This window comes from Mesorhizobium sp. 1B3 (assembly GCF_050958605.1).
GTDB lineage: Bacteria > Pseudomonadota > Alphaproteobacteria > Rhizobiales > Rhizobiaceae.
On the sequence record NZ_JBJHDO010000003.1, the window covers coordinates 548,170 to 565,285 of the forward strand.

Here is a 17,116-nt window from a genome sequence, read left to right on the forward strand (position 1 = left end):
GAAGCAATTGACCCCACCGGGCACCTAAGAAACGCTTTTCACAGCCGCAAGCATTGCTTGCCGCTTACAGGGAGGAATTGCGTGTGAAGCTGGATCTTATCACCACTGTGGCAACAGCCGCTCTTCTGTCGCTCGCCACGACAGCCCAGGCGGAAACCTTCAATCTTCGCATCGGCGCCGGCCACCCCTTAGGTTCGCTCTGGGTCGGATCGATCAAGGACTTCTTCATGGCGGAAGTCGCCAAGCGGGTCGAAGAGCGGACGGATCACAGCATCACATGGACAGAAGGCTTCGGCGGCACAGTCTGCAAGCTCGGCGAATGCCTTGAAGCGGTCGAGTCGGGACTGCTCGACATTGCAGACCTCGAGGCCGCATTCGAGCCGGCCAAGCTCATGGCGGCGAATTTTTCCTATTTCGTTCCGTTCGGCGCTACTGACCCGGTCGTGGCGCAGAAAGCGGCGGCGGACGTCTATGAATCAACGCCGGAACTCACGGCCCTGTTCGAGCGCTACAACCAGATCTATCTCGGCGCCAGCGTGGTGGCCAACTACGGGCTCGTGACGACCTTCGAATGGGGGACCGTCGATCAACTCAAGGGTCAGAAGATCGCCGCGGCAGGCCCGAACATCCCCTGGCTGGAATCGACCGGCGTGGTCGGCGTCCAGTCGACGCTGAACGAAGCCTACACCTCGTTCCAGACCGGGGTCTACGAAGGTTGGATAATGTTCGCGGACGCTGTCGTCTCCTTCAAGCTCAACGAGGTGACCAAGCAGTTTGTCGACATGGGGTTCGGCTCGGTGCACACGCCGCTGCTCACCATCAACAAGGACACTTTCGACAGCCTGCCGCCCGAGGTTCGGGATATCGTCGTCGAGGTCGGGCGCGAGTGGGGTGCGGAGACTGCGCGGCGGATCGGCGCCAAGCAGGACGAATCCGTGAAGACGCTGACGGCGACGTTGAAAGTCATCGACCCTGATCCGGCTGTGCGCAAGGCGTGGGCCGAGGCCCTGCCGAACATTCCGAAACTGCGCTCGGGGGAGATCAGCGCCGCCGGCCAGCCGGGTGAAGTGGTCTACAAATATGTCGAGGCGCTGAAAGCGGCGGGCCACGAATTCCCGCGCGACTGGGCTGCGGAACGCTAACGAGCCCACCCTGTCCAGAACTCCAATCGGGTCGAAGCGATGGGCGACATCCTTCACAAGGTGCTGGAGCGCCTGAACCTGCTCTCCAGCATCGGCATCCTTCTGCTGATGACGTTGATCTCGGCCGACGTGATCGGTCGGCAACTCGGGCATCCTCTCGCGGGGGTTCCCGAACTCGTACGGTTCGCCGTGGTCTGCATGTTCTGGCTCCAGATGGCCTACGTGCTCCGCGCGGGAGGGCATTTAAGAACGACGCTGGTCTTTGACCTGCTGCCCGGTTTCGCACAAAAGGGCGTACTCCTACTCAACGCCGCCATCGGCTGCGCAATCATGCTGATGATCGTCTGGCTCGGCGTGCCGGAACTCCTCAATGCATGGGAGATCGGTGAGTTCGAGGGCGCCCTTCCCGTTCGTATACCCGTCTGGCCGATCTGGACGGTCATCGTCTGCTGCGCAGCATTGACCGCTCTCCAGTTCACGCTCGATTTCATCACGGTGGCGCGCGGCGGAACCGTCGCCGACAATGCCACCGACAAAACTGAACTGGTGGGCTGATGACACCTGAACTCATCGGATTTTTGTCTGTCGGCCTCATCTTCGGCCTGATCCTGCTCGGCATGCATATAGGCGTCGCGCTCGCCGCCGTCAGCTTCATCGGCGTCTACATGATCACCGGTCGCATGACCGTGGCGGCGAGCCTTCTGCAGTCGACCGCCTACAGCGGCATTGCGGACTATGCCTTTGCAGTCATCCCACTCTTCGTGGTCATGGGGCTCTTCGCGATGCGGGCCGGTGTCGTGCGCGATCTGTTCGACGCCGCCGAGACCTTGACGCGCAAGCTGCATGGCGGGATCGGCGTCTCCACCGTCTTCGCCAACGCTATTTTCGCCGCGGTCACCGGCGTCTCGGTCGCCTCGGCCGCAGTCTTCTCCAAGATTGCCATACCGGAGATGAACCGGCTTGGATACGACCGGCGCTTCGGCCTCGGCATCGTTGCTGCCAGCGCGCTGCTTGGCATGCTGATCCCGCCTTCGGTGCTGATGATCATATACGGCGTCGTCGCGGAGCAATCGATCGGCCGTCTCTTTGCGGCAGGCATCGGCCCCGGCCTTCTCGTGACAGTGGTCCTCATGCTCGCGATCATGCTTCGGGTACGCGCCAATCCGCAACTGGCGGGCGGCGTACAAACGGCCGCGAAGCAACGCATGTCGCCGACGCAGCTTGTCGTCAAGATGGGACCGATCGGCATTCTCATCCTGCTTGTCCTCGGTGGCATCTACGGCGGGCTATTCACCCCCACCGAAGCTGGGGCGATCGGGGCGCTCGGCGCCCTGGTCCTGGCCGCGCTCAAGCATCGGTTCGCCGGGACCTCCCTTATCGATACGCTGCTCGATACGGGCCGGGCCTGCGGCGCAATCTTCTTCCTCCTGATCACGGCGCAGATGTACAGCCGCATGCTCACGCTTTCGCGCCTGCCAGACAGCCTGACGATCTGGGCGATCGGCCTCGAACTGCCCGCGATCGTCGTGATCCTCGCTTTCGTCCTGGTCCTGCTTCTGCTCGGCTGCATAATCGACTCCGTCTCGATCCTCCTGCTCGCCATGCCGATCATGGTGCCGGTGGTGATCAATCTCGGCTACGACCCGATCTGGTTCGGCATGGTGGCGATCCTCACGATCGAGTTGGGGCTGATCACCCCACCGTTTGGGATGGTGGTCTTCGCCATGCGAGCCTCGCTTGCCGAAGCGGTTCCGCTCGAGGAGATATTCCGCGGCGTCCTCCCCTTCTTCGCTATCCTGCTCATCGCGCTCGCCGTTGTGATCGCGATCCCCGAAATCTCCCTGTTCTTCCCGCGCCTCATCTACGGTTGACGCGGTCCTTCATTCCAACGGAGTAGTATTGATGAATATCAAGCCTGGCATCGCCGCCATCGACGAAGCGACCGAGAAGCTGTCCAACTGGAATCGCTGGGGGAAGGATGACGAGATCGGCACGTTGAACCTGGTTGCGCCCGAAGACATCATCGCCGCGGCTAAGCTCGTCCGGAAGGGCAAGGTCTTCGCAATGGGCCTGCCGCTCGACAAGAACGGTCCTCAGAGGGGCGCCTTCGACGGGCCCCCGCGCTGGAATCCGATTCACACCATGCTCGCCACCGGCACCGATGGCCTCGCCGGCCGCTACGATGAAAAGCCGAAGATCCGTTACGCCGACGATGCGATCAGCATGCCCATCCAGTGCGCCACCCATTGGGACGCTCTCGGTCATGTCTTCTACGGCGATACAATGTACAACGGCTATTCCGCCGCTCTGGTGGACGCGCTCGGCGTGCACAAGAACGGCATCGAACATACGCGCGATAAGATGGTTGGGCGCGGCGTCCTCCTTGACGTGGCGCGCTGCAAGGGCGTCGACGATCTCGACGACGGCTATGCGATCACCAATGCCGATCTCGACAGCGCGGCAAAAGCGCAGGGCGTCGAGATCCGTCGGGGAGATTTCGTCATGGTCCGCACCGGCCACATGGAGCGCGTTCGCAAGGCGGGCGACTGGGGCACCTATGCCGGCGGCGACGCCCCAGGCGTAGCGTTCGAGAATTGCTATTGGTGCCACGAGAAGGACATTGCCGCGATTTGCACCGACACTTGGGGGGTCGAGGTCCGTCCCAACGGAACCCCCGAGACGGCGCAGCCTTGGCATCAGGTTGTCATTCCTGCAATGGGCCTCACGATGGGCGAAATGTTCGACCTTTCCGAACTCGCAGCCGATTGCGCAGAAGACTGCGTCTACGAATTCTTTTTCTGCGCACCGCCACTCATCATTACCGGTGGCACCGGCTCGCCGATCAATCCGCAGGCGATCAAGTGACCGGACACGACGGGAGGCAGAAATGACCGGAACCGGACATCCCGTCGCCCTCATCACCGGAGGCGGCACCGGCGTGGGCGCAGCTTCAGCGCTGCAACTGGCCAAGCGCGGCTACAACGTAGCCATCAACTATAGCCGCAGCCAGGCTGAGGCGGAAGAGACGGCCGCGGCGGCTCGCGCCTGCGGCGTCGATGCGGTGGCTGTGAAAGGCACGGTCGCCGAGGACGCCGACTGTCGCAGGATGGTTGGCCAGGCGGTCGCACGCTGGGGCAGGATTGACGCGCTGATCAACAGCGCCGGTACCACTCAGTTCGCCGCCCTTGCCGATCTGGAGAAACAGAATGCCGAAGACTTCCTCCGGGTCTACGGCGTCAACGTGATCGGCGTCTACCAGATGGTCCGCGCCGCCGAGCCGTATTTGAGGAAGAGCGACAATGGCGCGGTGGTCAACATCTCGTCCATTGCCGGCGTCAACGGCAATGGCAGTTCGATCGCCTATATCGCGTCCAAGGGTGCGCTCAACACGCTGACGTTGACGCTTGCCCGGCTGCTCTCGCCCGAGGTCCGGGTCAACGTCGTGTTGCCCGGGCTGATCGATACGCGCTGGCTGCCGGCCGGTCTCGGCAGCGAGACCTTCGAGACGGTGAAGCAGAATTTCGCCAACTCGTCCGCACTCGGCGCGGTCTGCTCGGCCGACGACATCGCCGACGCCGCCACCTTCCTTGTCTGCGACGCGCTGAAGATGACCGGCCAGTTCTTGACGGTGGACGCCGGGTTCATGCTCGGCCGGCCGGCGAAAGTGTCGAAATAGGCCGGCCGCCATGTCGCGCTACGAAGAGTTGCTTGGTCTCACCTTCCCTGAGATCGAGCATTCCTATGGCTGGCGCGATACGGTGCTTTATGCGCTAGGCGTCGGCGCGGGCGAAGATCCGCTCGACGACCATGAACTCGACCTCGTATTCGAGGAGCGGTTGAGCGTTCTGCCCTCCATGGCGGTGACTCTCGCATATCCCGGATTCTGGTATCGCAACCTGCCGACCGGGCTCGACTTCATGCGCGTGGTGCATGCCTCCGAGCACCTCCAGATCCACCACCGGCTTCCGGTTGCGGCGACCGTGGTGGCCCGGCCTCGCATCACCGCCATCTACGACAAGGGGGAAGGGCGCGGCGCGCTCGTCGAGAGCGAACGCGAGATCCGTCGCAAGCAGGACCGGCTCTTGCTTGCCACCGTGCGTCAGACCGCCTTCTGCCGCGCTGATGGCGGTCTCGGCGGCCGCATCTTAGCGCCGCCCGCCCCGCATGAGATGCCGGCGCGCGCGCCAGATGTCTTCGTCGACATGCCCACGTCGCGGCGCGCTGCGCTGATCTACCGCCTCTCCGGCGACGACAACCCGCTGCACATCGATCCTGGCTTCGCCCAAGGTGCCGGCTTCGCCGCGCCCATCCTGCATGGGCTGGCGAGCTACGGACATGTTGCGCGCGCGATCCGCCGCACCTTCTGCGACGGGCCGGACATAACCTTGATGGGCTGCCGCTTCGTGGGCGTCGTCTATCCGGGCGAAACGCTCTCTATCGAACTCTGGCGCGAAGGCGAGCAAGTGTCGTTCCGTGCGTTCGTCGGAGACCGCAGGGTTATCGACAATGGCGAGGCCACCTTGGGCAATTTGGCCTCTGGGGAGCCGCATGTTGTGGACGCCCGTCCAGATGCTGAACACGCCAAGGTCACTGCTTTGGGAGAATAGACATGGCCTTTCCTGCGACCCGTTACGAAACGCTATACGGCGAGCGCGTCGTGCGCTGCTTTCCGGATCGCCCGGCCTCTCTCGACGCGATGTTCCGTGCGACCATCGAGCGCTCGGCCGAAGAGGTGGCGATCGTGCTCGGTGAAGAACGCATCACCTACCGCGCTTTTGGCGAGCGGGTGGAAGCGGTTGCGCGCAACCTGGTTGCCCGCGGGCTAAACCCTGGCGACCGCATCGCGCTGCTCCTCGGCAACGGACTCGAGTTCTTCTACACCTTCATGGCCGCCGCGCGTGCGGGATTGATTTCGGTACCGATGAATACCCGCCAGCGCAGGCCGGAGATCGAATTCGTGCTCAACCAGTGCCACGCGACGGCGATCGTCTACGCCGCCGAGCACGAGGCCAATCTGCCGGAGCGTGCGGCTGTGCCGTCGCTACGCGAGGTTTTCGTCGTGGGCCACGGTGCGGGAACCTCATTCAGCGAGCTTCTGGTCGAGTCCGAACCCGTGGATTTTCCCGGCGTTGCCGAGACGGATACGCTCTGCCTGCTTTATACCTCCGGCACCACGGGCAAGCCGAAGGGCGCTATGCTGACCCATGTCAGCACCATCCATTCACTGATCCATTTCCAGGCCGCCTGGGGCCTGGGTCGCGGCGAAATCGCCATGCTTGCGGTGCCGGCCTCGCATGTTACCGGATTGGTGGCGATCATCCTCACCATGATCTATCTCGGCGGCCGCACGGTAGTGATGCCCGCCTTCAAGGCGCGCAGTTTCCTTGAGCTCGCCGCAGCCGAGAGGATGAGCTACACGCTCATCGTGCCGGCCATGTACAATCTTTGCCTGCTCGACCCCGATTTCCGCGACTTCGACCTCTCGGCATGGCGCGTCGCAGGCTTCGGCGGAGCGCCGATGCCTGGTGCCACGATCGAGCGGCTCGCCGAAGCGCTGCCAAACCTGTCGCTCTGCAACGCCTACGGCTCGACCGAGACCACCTCGCCAGTGACGTTGCTGCCTCCCGGCGACATCGCTAAGAAGCCCAGGTCCGTCGGGAAGATGCTGCCCTGCGCCGACATCATCGTCGTCGACGACCAGGGACGCGAGGTGCCGCCGGGCGAGTCCGGCGAACTCCTGATCGCCGGCTCCATGGTTGTACCGGGGTACTGGGACAACGTCGAAGGTAACCGCAACGGCTTCGTCGGGGGCTATTGGGTCTCGGGCGACATCGGCTCGAAGGACGAGGACGGCTATGTCTATGTCTTCGATCGCAAGAAGGACATGATCAACCGCGCAGGATTCAAGATCTACTGCATCGAGGTGGAAAGCGTGCTCACTCACCATCCGTCGGTGGTCGAGGCGGCGGTGGTCGGCATGCCCGACCCGGTGTTGGGCGAGCGCGCGCACGCCTTCATCTTCGCCGACAATCGCCCCTTCGAAGAAGCTGACATCAAGCGGTTCTGCGCCGAGCGGCTGTCGGACTACAAGGTGCCGGACAGCATCATCAATCTCGGCGAGCCGTTGCCGCGCAATGCCAACGGCAAGATTCTGAAAACCGCGCTTCGTGATCTTCTCCCGTAGGCTTGCTCGAAATAGCTGTTGTTTTTGCCAAACCGCTGCACACTTTCGAGCGACATGCATTAAACCCGCCACCAATCGGGCATGAACCGGCGTCGCTGCGCTGGTTCGCGAACCGGCTGCGAAAGCAAACCCGCTCTGCTCGAAGGGCTCAATCGCCGCACTCGTCAGCATCTTCCTGGCCTCGAAGCACTCAGAACAGCAGCGCCGCTACCCAAGCGGTCCGGAGCAATGATCGACGCCAGCGGCTGAGCGAACCTCTACTTCCTCAGCTTGCAATCCAGAGTGCAAGTCGCGCCGGGAGCGCGATCAAGCGTATATGCATTTCCTGAAATGGCCTTTGTCGCGCCGCACGTCGGACACGCTTCGCTCCTAAGAGCGGCTCGGGGTGATGGAGGGGGCTTGCGGTACCCCAATCAAAAGACCACGGAGGAGTGGAAACCGCATGCCGCAACACAGTGCAAACGAACAATACCTGCTTGAACTCGTCAATGCAGAACGGGCCAAGGCGAAGGCGCAGCCACTGGCCTTCGACAATGATTTGAGCGAGGCCGCGGGCGGACACAGCCGCTGGATGCTCGCAACCGACACCTTCTCCCATACCGGATCGGACGGATCAAACTCCACGGAGCGCATGAAGGCTGCCGGCTATGGATTCTCCGGGAGCTGGGCAACGGGTGAAAACATCGCCTGGGCGACCACCAGAGCACCTACGGGCCATCAGGACGAGGTGATGCTGCTCCACACGAACCTGATGAACTCGTCTGGTCATCGCGCGAACCTTCTCAATCCCAATTTCCGTGAAATCGGACTCGGTTTCGAAGTGGGCGACTATCGCGGCCGGCCGAGCGCTTTCGCCACCGAGGATTTCGCGAAGTCCGGTTCCGACCTTTTCCTGACGGGGGTAGCGTTCGACGACCGGGACGGTGATCGTTTTTACGATCCGGGAGAGGGTCTGAAAGATATTACAGTGACAGCCAGCAACTCGGCCGGCACGTTCAAGACCGCTACGATGGATGCCGGCGGCTACGACCTGGCGCTGGAGCCTGGCACCTATACAGTCACATTCTCGGGACCCGATATCGCGACCTCCAGCCAGACTGTCACCATCAGCACCCAAAACATCAAGCAGGACCTGGTCGATCCCGTACCAAAGGCTTCGGCAGCCGCAAAGGCCGCACAGGAGACGGCACAGGAGGCCGTGCCTGGAACAGCGCCGGATGCCACGTCTGGGTCGGAGCCGGCACCCATCGCCAACGCTATACCGGAGAGCGACGGGCCAAGTGCCGCGACCGCGGCGTGGCTTGCCCGGTTCCTCGGACATGACAACGGCGGCGATGCAAGCAACGACCACTTGCCGAGCTTCGAACAGGCCGAGGCTGCCGGTCCTACCGCGCCGGACGGTGGCCCATTGCGCTTCAAATGGTCTGGGGAGGCTCCCTCCGACGCGGAAGAACTATCCGATCTGGCAGGACACGGGGGCTTCGACCCGAATGATGATGCGAGCACCATGCCAGACGATGGCATCCTTGACGATGCATCGTGGGATATTCCGGCCGTCGACGCCGCCTTGGCCAAAATCCTCGCCCAGGCGGCACATACTGCGACGTTCCATTCCGATCAGTTGATCTGATCGACTGCCGATTGGTAGCCGAAGTGCCGGCGGCACCGAAAATCACCAGCCCGGCGCCTACATCCCCAAGCCGATGCGCATGGCAGCAGCGGAATTTGGCGTCGCCGCTTCGATCGAATCGGCGACGCGACGGTTCTTCGCCCATCCGAGAGCCAGGATGTTCCTCATTCAGAAGGGGCGTGGTCACCAAGGCCAAGACTTATGTTATGGCACGAGCAACAAGCGTCGATCTCGGCATGTCGCTCTCCCCCAATCACAGCGTCCTCGCCACCGCTTCGAGCTGATCCGCACATTGGCCCCAGCCCTCATGGAAACCCATCTTCTCATGGGTCTCCTTGTCCTCGACCGTCCAATGAAGGGCGCGCGCCACGTAGCGCGTTTTGCCGTCCTCGTCCGCGAAGGTCAAAACGGCAGTGAAGAAAGCTTTCTCCGATGGCTGCCAGGCAGTTGTATAAGCGTCCGTGAACACCAGCCGCTCATTCGGTACGACCTCCAGGTAGATGCCCTGGTTCGGATATTCGTTTCCGTCGGGGTCACGCATGACGACAAAGCTGGTGCCACCCGGCCGAACGTCCAGTTCGGCCCGCGGCGTCGTCCAAGGCTTTGGCGCGAACCATTGCTTGAGAATGTCTGCTTCCGTCCACGCGCGGTAGACCTTCTCGCGCGGGGCATCGATCAGGCGGGAAAGGACCAGTTCGCGATCTGAAGTCTGGGCAACCATCATCGTCTCCTCGTTGATTTCATTCAATCGTACGTCGTGCGACCAACTCCGGAATCGACAGGCCAAGCAGATTTTTTGTGCGCGTTCTGGCCCTGCCTGCGCTCAGTGCTTTCGCGCCTGCACGAGATAGGCTTCGATCGTGTCCTCCCCGAGCCACTTGGCCGCCTCGAGCCGATGCAGCCCTTCGACCAGAACATAGCGCTTGTCGTCGGCACGCACCTGGATCGGCGTCTTCATGCCGTTTTCGAGGATGTCCTCGGCGAGCAGCCGAACTGTCTCCGGATGCAACGTTTTTCGCCGCGCCGCCGGCACATAGATGTCGGCGATCCTGACTTTCTGCACGCGCAGCATAGGTCTGTTCTCCTCGTTCAGCCTCTTCTTGCCGCAAGAAAAAGCCCGGCAATCTTGTCAGGAGTGCCTCTGCCTCAACATCGATACAACGCGCATGACGGCCCCGATCGTTTCCTCGATCTCCTCGGCCGTGTTGTAGTGAGCGATGCCGATGCGCACCACCCCCTTGTCGGCGGCAATGCCGAGCTGATGCACGATCTCCCAGGCGTAGTTGTGGCCGGACCAGACGAAAATATTGCCGTCAGCCAGCCCGCGCGCGATCTCGTCAGGCGCCACGCCGTCTACCGTGAAGGAAACGGTCGGAACGCGTTCATCGATGCGGCGCGGATCGGTGATGCCATGGATCGTCAAGCCAGGTACAGCCGAAAGTCCGTCGATCAGCCGCCGCGCCAGCCCGGCTTCGTAGGCGATCGACGCCTCGAATGCGGCCGCGATCTTCTCCCGGCGGGAACCGGTAGCGCCGAAACGCTCGCCGAGCTCCTGGAAATATGCGATGGCGGCGGAAAGCCCCGCCATGAGCTCGATTTGCGGTGTTCCCAGTTCGAAACGTTCAGGCAGGTCATTGGACGAGCACCGGCATTTGTAGGGGACGAGCGTGTCGATCAAGGCCCGTCGCCCCCATAGAATGCCCATGTGGGGACCGAAGAACTTATATGCCGAGCAGGCGAGAAAATCGCAGCCGAGCGCCTGGACGTCGACAAGGCCGTGCGGCGCGAACTGCACGGCGTCGACATAGACCATGGCGCCAGCCGCTTTGGCGCGCGCTGTCAATTCCTTCACACGGTTGATGGAACCGGTCAGGTTGCTGGCATAGTTGAGGGCAACCAGCTTCGTCCGTTCCGACAGCAGAGCCGACAGCGCATTTTCCTCGACTTGCCAGCTCTGCTGGTCGAAGGGAAGGAAACGCACGGTCAGTCCACGATCCTCGGCAAGCTGTAGCCAGGGCGAAACATTGCCTTCATGATCCATGCGCGTCACGATGATTTCGTCGCCCGCCGTCCAATGCCGCCCGACCGTTCGCGACATGTGGTAGGTGAGCGTCGTCATATTGGCGCCGATGATGATCTCCTCGCTGCTCGAGGCGCCCAGGAAATCGGCGGCCGCCTCATGCGCGGCTTCTACAATTCGTTGCGCGGCCAGCGTCGTGGCAAAGAAGCCGCCGAGATTGGCATTGGTTTCGAGAAGGCAACGGACGACAGCATCAGCCACCGAACGCGGCACCTGCGTTCCCGCCGGATTGTCGAGGTAGATGCGTCTTCGGCCCCCGTCCCTGATGGCGAGCGCCGGGAATTCGTTTCGCTGCGCGTCGATCGGAAACATCCTGGGCTCCTCCCCCGCTCTCTCGGCTACGGACAGGGATTGCCGACCCGCTGATGGACTGCATCGACCGACTTCTGCATCTCCTCCGTCCATTTCACCTCGATCGATGCCAAGGCTGTGTGCAGCTGCGGGATCGACGTCGCACCGATGATGTTCGAAATGACGAAGGGACGATTGATGACAAAGGCGTTGGCGAAAAGCGCCGGCTCCATGCCGAACTTCCGCGCAAGCGTATTGTATTCCAGAAGCGCTTCGGCCGCATTGGGTGTCTCGTAACGCTGCCCCCGATTGAAGAGCGTGGAGCGGGCGCCGACGGGACGCGCGCCGTGATCGTATTTTCCGGTGAGATAGCCTTGTGCCAGCGGCGAATAAGCGAGCAAGCTCACCTGCTCCCGGTCGCAGACTTCGGCCAGGTTGACCTCAAAGGTCCGGTTCACGAGATTGTAGGCGTTCTGCAGCGAGATCGGACGCGGCCCAGCCCCTCTCTCGCTTTCGAACACGAAGCGCATCACGCCCCAGGCGCTTTCGTTGGATAGACCCATGTGCCGGATCTTGCCTGCCTTCACGAGTTCGTTGAAGACAGCGAGGATCTCGGCAATCGGCGTCTCGTCGGCATCGCGCGGTGCCGGCCACGCACCAACACGCGTCGGGTTGGCGCCCCATGGGATCTGCCGCTCGGGCCAGTGTATCTGGTAGAGATCGATGTAGTCGGTCTGAAGTCGGGCGAGCGATTTGTCGACCGCGTCGAATATATCGGCACGCACCAGCTTCGATGGCCGCCCGCCGCGGAACCAGTCGTTGGCCGTGCGGCCAACGACTTTCGTTGCCAGCACCACGCGGTCGCGATTGGCGCGTGCCTTCATCCAACCGCCGACGATCCGTTCCGTGCTGCCCTGCGTTTCGGGCTTCGGCGGTATGGAGTAGAGTTCGGCCGTATCAAGGAAATTCACGCCATGCTCGAAGGCGAGGTCCATCTGCGCATGAGCCTCGGCCTCCGTATTCTGCTGGCCCCACGTCATCGTGCCCAGGCAGATAGCGGACACATGAAGGTCGGTCCGTCCCAGGCGGCGCTTTTGCATCGACAGCTCCATTGATCTGCGGCCGAGCGGCCAAGTCGTTCGAGTCGGGGGGCTAACGGACAGAACCCGCCCGTTTTTTGTTTACGAATTGCGATGGCCGGTGTTTCGATGCACGCCTGCTATCAGCTCACCAGCGCCAGAGTCGAAGCGATCGCCATCAGCGTCGCGACAGCAATAAGGACGCCGTAGATGCGTGGGCGGTCGAACAGCATGGCATGGCCCGCAATCCATCCAGCCGTGGCGGAACCCAAGGCAAACAGGAATCCGGTACGGTTGCCGAAGCCGATCGTGGCTCCCATCAGCCCGCCGACGATCACCGCTCCGAAAACGATTATCACCGCGATAGCGTATTTTTCGTAGTTGTCTTCCATTCGGATCCTCTTGCGATCGTCCAGCTTGGCCGGCTCCGGCCCGGCGCGGCGAGTCGTTCGTCGCGCACGACAAAACCCGTCCCACGGCCTTGTGTCAAATTCGGGTGAGGAGAGCCTCACATGCTCAGCTTTGCACGGTTAGCGGATGCGAAGCCAGCCCGCGCGGGCTGGCGACCACGAAAAGTTCCCGAGCGTGGCAGCGAAGCCTCAGCGAGGCTTGCGGCCGGCACGGCGGCGTGCATCGTCTATGAGCATATTGGCGACCTGCATGCGCACCATGGCCCGCTGGCGCAGGTGCGGAGCCACTCGATCGGGGTGGTTCTTGAAGGCAAAGGCACGCCGGATCCGGGCAAGCTCGGCGGCGTTGCTCGAGGCCTTCAGCCCAAGCTCCCGCAAGATAGCCTCGGGCTCCACAGGCGGAAGATCGGCGGACTCTATCGAGCTGGCGGCTGCTTCGAACAGCGCATCGACCCTTTCGTCGGAACTCCCCGACGTTGCGGAATATTCCGATACAACCTTGTCGTCGGCGACCTTGATGCGGCCCGACAGGAGTTCCTCGGCTACGGCAAGATAGTCGAAGGATACGGCTGGGCGAGGCACGCCATGGTCTTCCATGCGGGCTTCGACCAGCAACTCGTCAAGCAGCGAGGCGAAGTCCCGGCCCGTTCCTGCACCCACGATTGTTCCTCCGACCCTGGACCCGCGCGGCGATTGCCGCTTTTCCAGCACCCTAGGGTCGGCGCGTTAAAAATCACTTCAACCCCAGACAATCACCGGCTTGTCGCGGAAGGCAAATCGTTCCAGATGATTGCCGATGACCTCCTTCATCCGCTCGAGGTCGGCGTCGGTCTGGGCGGCCACCGTCATGGCGAGCAGATTGCCTTGCGCTTTGAGCGTGCATTTGCCCATGGGAAATGTGATCGTACCCGCCTCGGGTGAGAACTCGGCCGGCACCTTGTGGGCAAAATGCTTGCAGAGCTGCTGCAGATAGCGGCTCGCCATTTCCGTCGTGACATTTGCGGTCGACTGATAGCTCATTTCGTTTTCCTTTTGTCTTGTCCGCAAAATCGGCACTGACGGTGGCTTTCACAAGGGGGCCGGCTCGTGTCATCCATGCGAAAGCGCGTCACCGTCGCGCGCATGGCAGCCATGTCCATGCTGCACTGCACAAATTCTCAGAATCAGTGTAGAAGTCCTAGCATGAGGCTGGGATCGCAGTCGTAATCCGCAAGCGGCTCCCGTTGTTCCAGCCCGCAATGCTCTAGCACCGAAATTAGCTCGCGGCCGGATTTGCCTCCGGGATCCGATGCCGCGCTCAAGGTTTTTGCAACAATGGGATTCTTCACAGAGATGTTCGTCCGTCCGAAACGGCTGGATCACCAGAATTTCTGCACGGCGATGGCCGTGCTTAATGCAATGGGCAAGGCCGATCGGGCAGAGATCGGCATCAAACCGGCCGACTTTCCACGCATCGCTCGCCGCTGAAGCAGGTTTGCGTGGCTTGGCCCACGCTTCACCTGCTTAGCCTTGCCGGAAAATTAGCAGACACTTTTCCGAATCTGCTTAGGTCAGCGCACTCCGAAGAAATCGGTCTTGCCCAGCGGCACCCCGTTGTGCCGAAGGATGTCGTAGGCCGTCGTGACGTGGAAGTAGAAGTTCGGCATGGCGAAGTGCAGGAGGTATGTCATTCCCGTGAATGACCTTTCTCCTGTTCGCATGGGGATGACGATCGTGCGCTCGTCGGAACCGTCCATGTCTTCCGACCTGAATGTGCCCAGGAGCTCCGTAGTCTTCCCGATCCGCGCCTGTAGTTCGGCGAAGGTCCTTTCCGTGTCCTCGAATTTCGGGACTTCCCGACCGGCGAGTCTCGAGGACGCGCCCTTCGCGTGGTCGGTCGCGATCTGAACCTGCCTGGCAAGCGGAAACATGTCGGGCGCCAGCCGGGCATCTATCAGCGCCTGCGGATCCGTCCCCTTCTCGGCCGCATAAGCCTCGCCCTTCGAAAGGACAAGCGACAAACCTTTGAGCATGTTGAGGAAAACTGGCACCGAAGCCTGATACATCGAAATCGTCACAAGTCTCTCCAGGAATGTTTGAGCGGTCGAATCTAAGCAGATTCCGGAAAGGTGTCCCACGGCTTTCCGACAAGAATCTGCGACAAAAAAATCTAAGCAGACCATTCCTTAGCTTGCCAAGGAATGGTCTGCTTAGGGCTGCTGCAACGGCTTGCATAGAGGCAGCGTGATTTCATCGCAGCGCCACAATCCAAGGCAATTCTCATACATCCTTTGGGAGATTCGCGATGAGGCCTTTCCTTCTTGCCGTTGCCACGATCGGTGCCGCTTCAAGTCCGGCATTCCCTCAGGAAAGCCCCTATCTCGATGACCGCTCGGATGCCGCCGCACTGGTACGCTCGCTCTACAATGCGATCGACCGGCGCGAATATGGCCGAGCCTGGAGCTATTTCGGAGAGAAGAAGCCCGCCAAGGATTTCGACACCTTCGCAAAGGGTTTTGCCAACACCGTGCGTGTCGATGTCGAAACCGGCGCCGTCAGCAGTGAAGGCGCGGCCGGCAGCACCTTCTACCAAGTGCCAGTCGCGATCAAGGCGACGGCCAACGACGGCAAGGAGAGCGTTTTTGCCGGCTGCTATACGGCCAGGCTTGCCAATCCGGCGATTCAGGGAGAGACCTTCCAGCCCTTGCATCTGGAGAAAGGAATGCTCAAAGTCGCAGACGGCGACCTGACGGACGCCGTTCCAGCGCAATGCGGAGACGGGCCGCCCCCGCCAGCCCGCGATTTCGTGAAGGAGCAGGCACAAAGGGCATTTGTGGCGACCTACGGTTCGATCTGCCAGACTCTCGCCCGCGACGCGGAACCCGACGCCGCGGGGCTCGAGCGTTACGAGATCGGCTTCCACTACATCTCCGACCCGGAAGACCAGCCCGAACGCAAGGCGCAGCTTTTCAAGTTCGCCTGCGGTTCCGGCGCCTACAACACAAACGAGGTGTATTACTTCGCGGACGACATGGACGAGGTGACTCAATTGCAGTTCGCCGCACCGGAACTCGACATCCGCTACGAGAACGACGATTCCGAGGGAAAGGTCGAGTCGACCACCATCATCGGCTACCTGACCGAGGACCAGTTGGTGAATTCCGACTACGACCCCGCGACCAAGACGCTGACGTCCTTTTCGAAGTGGCGGGGCATAGGCGATGCCTCGTCGACCGCGACCTACATCTTCCGTAACGGCGCCTTCACGCTGGTGAAATACGACGTGGACGCCAGCTATGACGAAAAGGTAAACCCGGAAACGGTTCTGGATTTCAACATCGGCCCCTAAAGCGTGTCGCTGGCAATCGGATTCGGGTGACACGCTTTAGGTCTTTGTTTTTGCCGCATTCTCGCGACGCCGACCGAATCCGGTCGGCTGCGAAATGCTCTAAGTCGGCGGCTATTCCATCGACCGCATCCAGTTGAGCGTCTGTCGCCAATCGGTCATACGGATCGGCGTGCCATGGGTGCCGGTCTCGAAACGCACGAAGCGGACGGGATAGCCGGGAGACCTCTTGCGGATCGAACGGTAAAACGCCTCCTGTTTTTCGACAGGGAATACCGTGTCACGACTGCCCTGGCCGAAGAAGACCGGAACTTTCCGGCGAAAGGCCTCGCTGTCCAGGAAACCATCATCCCAGTGCGAACCGAGGAGCAGCAGGCCGGAAAGCCTTGGAGCGAGCGCCTTGTCAGCGGCGAGCTTCCAACACAACCCACCGCCCATCGATCCGCAGGCAATGAACAGCTTCGCGCCCGGCGACTGCTGAAGATAATGATCGAGCAGGGCCGAAATCTCCGCCGCGCCGGCGTCACCAAAGTCTGAAAAATCAGGTGATAGGTAGAGGCCGTCATTTTCGACCATCAGATTCTTGATGCGGTTGAAATTGCCGCCGAAAGTAAAGTCGTCGACGCCCTGCCTGCGGCTGCCGCCCTGGCCGTGAAGATAGACAGTGATAATCTCGGCGCCCTTCCTCCTACCGACGGCGAAGTGCCGGACGTTTCCGGCGGGCGTCGCGAGCACGAGGTCCTGCTGCGCCTTCCGGACGCCGAGCGCGACGTAGCCGCTCTTCACCCGCCGCTCCGGGATTTCGTCGCGTGCGTCGATATCCCGTGCCTCGCTATAGTCGACCACGACATAGGCGCCGTCATCCGCCTGGGCGAGAATGCGGGGATAGGCAAAGAGCTTGTCTTTGAATGACGCCAATTGATCCGCGTGGCTTCCAACCATGAAAGACAGGAGCAGAGCCTGCGCGACAAACAC

Annotated in this window: 19 protein-coding genes; 10 read left to right on the plus strand and 9 right to left on the minus strand. The window is 61.7% G+C overall.

Annotated elements, in window-relative coordinates:
• Nucleotides 1-83 precede the first annotated feature (83 nt).
• The 8 genes from ACCO56_RS11735 to ACCO56_RS11770 all read left to right on the plus strand — a co-directional run bounded on the left by ACCO56_RS11735 (nt 84) and on the right by ACCO56_RS11770 (nt 8,956).
• Nucleotides 84-1,142: a C4-dicarboxylate TRAP transporter substrate-binding protein gene (locus tag ACCO56_RS11735; protein ID WP_433640756.1), complete on the plus strand. Its 1,059-nt coding sequence runs from the start codon at nt 84-86 to the stop codon at nt 1,140-1,142.
• Nucleotides 1,143-1,181: 39 nt separating this feature from the next.
• Nucleotides 1,182-1,697 (plus strand): TRAP transporter small permease, encoded by a 516-nt coding sequence (locus ACCO56_RS11740; protein WP_433640758.1) that lies wholly within the window; start codon nt 1,182-1,184, stop codon nt 1,695-1,697.
• Entirely contained in the window at nt 1,697-3,013 is a 1,317-nt protein-coding gene (locus ACCO56_RS11745; protein WP_433640759.1) for a TRAP transporter large permease, read from the plus strand. Before ACCO56_RS11740 ends, ACCO56_RS11745 begins: the two co-directional genes overlap by 1 nt.
• 31 nt (nt 3,014-3,044) lie before the next feature.
• Nucleotides 3,045-4,007: a cyclase family protein gene (locus ACCO56_RS11750; RefSeq protein WP_433640760.1), complete on the plus strand. Its 963-nt coding sequence runs from the start codon at nt 3,045-3,047 to the stop codon at nt 4,005-4,007.
• A 22-nt stretch (nt 4,008-4,029) separates the two neighbouring features.
• Entirely contained in the window at nt 4,030-4,818 is a 789-nt protein-coding gene (locus ACCO56_RS11755; protein ID WP_433640762.1) for an SDR family NAD(P)-dependent oxidoreductase, read from the plus strand.
• 10 nt (nt 4,819-4,828) lie between these two features.
• Entirely contained in the window at nt 4,829-5,749 is a 921-nt protein-coding gene (locus tag ACCO56_RS11760; RefSeq protein ID WP_433640764.1) for a MaoC/PaaZ C-terminal domain-containing protein, read from the plus strand.
• A gap of 2 nt (nt 5,750-5,751) precedes the next feature.
• Nucleotides 5,752-7,326 (plus strand): class I adenylate-forming enzyme family protein, encoded by a 1,575-nt coding sequence (locus ACCO56_RS11765; protein ID WP_433640766.1) that lies wholly within the window; start codon nt 5,752-5,754, stop codon nt 7,324-7,326.
• A gap of 442 nt (nt 7,327-7,768) precedes the next feature.
• On the plus strand, nt 7,769-8,956 hold the full coding sequence (locus tag ACCO56_RS11770; RefSeq protein ID WP_433640767.1) for a CAP domain-containing protein: 1,188 nt from the start codon (nt 7,769-7,771) through the stop codon (nt 8,954-8,956).
• A 253-nt stretch (nt 8,957-9,209) separates the two neighbouring features.
• Here ACCO56_RS11770 and ACCO56_RS11775 read toward each other — a convergent pair whose 3' ends face one another.
• From ACCO56_RS11775 to ACCO56_RS11805, 7 genes are all read right to left on the minus strand, one after another.
• Nucleotides 9,210-9,680 carry an SRPBCC family protein gene (locus ACCO56_RS11775; RefSeq protein WP_433640903.1) on the minus strand — a complete coding sequence of 157 codons (471 nt, stop codon included), beginning with the start codon at nt 9,678-9,680 and terminating at the stop codon, nt 9,210-9,212.
• A 99-nt stretch (nt 9,681-9,779) separates the two neighbouring features.
• Complete coding sequence (locus ACCO56_RS11780) at nt 9,780-10,028, minus strand: ParB N-terminal domain-containing protein (protein WP_433640768.1); 249 nt, start codon at nt 10,026-10,028, stop codon at nt 9,780-9,782.
• 57 nt (nt 10,029-10,085) lie between these two features.
• On the minus strand, nt 10,086-11,348 hold the full coding sequence (locus ACCO56_RS11785) for a cysteine desulfurase-like protein (protein ID WP_433640770.1): 1,263 nt from the start codon (nt 11,346-11,348) through the stop codon (nt 10,086-10,088).
• A gap of 26 nt (nt 11,349-11,374) precedes the next feature.
• The gene (locus ACCO56_RS11790; RefSeq protein WP_433640771.1) at nt 11,375-12,427 is read right to left on the minus strand and encodes an aldo/keto reductase; all 1,053 of its coding nucleotides are present in this window, start codon (nt 12,425-12,427) and stop codon (nt 11,375-11,377) included.
• Nucleotides 12,428-12,549: 122 nt separating this feature from the next.
• A complete protein-coding gene (locus ACCO56_RS11795) occupies nt 12,550-12,798 on the minus strand; it encodes a hypothetical protein (RefSeq protein WP_433640773.1) in 249 nt (82 codons plus the stop codon).
• Between the two features lie 207 nt (nt 12,799-13,005).
• Nucleotides 13,006-13,476, minus strand: coding sequence for a hypothetical protein (locus ACCO56_RS11800; RefSeq protein ID WP_433640775.1), 471 nt, complete (start codon nt 13,474-13,476; stop codon nt 13,006-13,008).
• Nucleotides 13,477-13,554: 78 nt separating this feature from the next.
• On the minus strand, nt 13,555-13,836 hold the full coding sequence (locus ACCO56_RS11805; protein WP_433640777.1) for a DUF2218 domain-containing protein: 282 nt from the start codon (nt 13,834-13,836) through the stop codon (nt 13,555-13,557).
• Between the two features lie 294 nt (nt 13,837-14,130).
• Here ACCO56_RS11805 and ACCO56_RS11810 point away from each other — a divergent pair, with 294 nt between their 5' ends.
• Complete coding sequence (locus tag ACCO56_RS11810) at nt 14,131-14,283, plus strand: hypothetical protein (RefSeq protein ID WP_433640778.1); 153 nt, start codon at nt 14,131-14,133, stop codon at nt 14,281-14,283.
• An 83-nt stretch (nt 14,284-14,366) separates the two neighbouring features.
• Here the strand turns inward: ACCO56_RS11810 and ACCO56_RS11815 are convergent, their stop codons facing one another.
• Entirely contained in the window at nt 14,367-14,873 is a 507-nt protein-coding gene (locus tag ACCO56_RS11815; protein WP_433640780.1) for a DUF1993 domain-containing protein, read from the minus strand.
• Nucleotides 14,874-15,100: 227 nt separating this feature from the next.
• Here ACCO56_RS11815 and ACCO56_RS11820 point away from each other — a divergent pair, with 227 nt between their 5' ends.
• Nucleotides 15,101-16,144 carry a DUF1176 domain-containing protein gene (locus ACCO56_RS11820; protein ID WP_433640781.1) on the plus strand — a complete coding sequence of 348 codons (1,044 nt, stop codon included), beginning with the start codon at nt 15,101-15,103 and terminating at the stop codon, nt 16,142-16,144.
• A 111-nt stretch (nt 16,145-16,255) separates the two neighbouring features.
• Here ACCO56_RS11820 and ACCO56_RS11825 read toward each other — a convergent pair whose 3' ends face one another.
• On the minus strand, nt 16,256-17,083 hold the full coding sequence (locus ACCO56_RS11825; protein ID WP_433640905.1) for an alpha/beta hydrolase family protein: 828 nt from the start codon (nt 17,081-17,083) through the stop codon (nt 16,256-16,258).
• Nucleotides 17,084-17,116 lie beyond the last annotated feature (33 nt).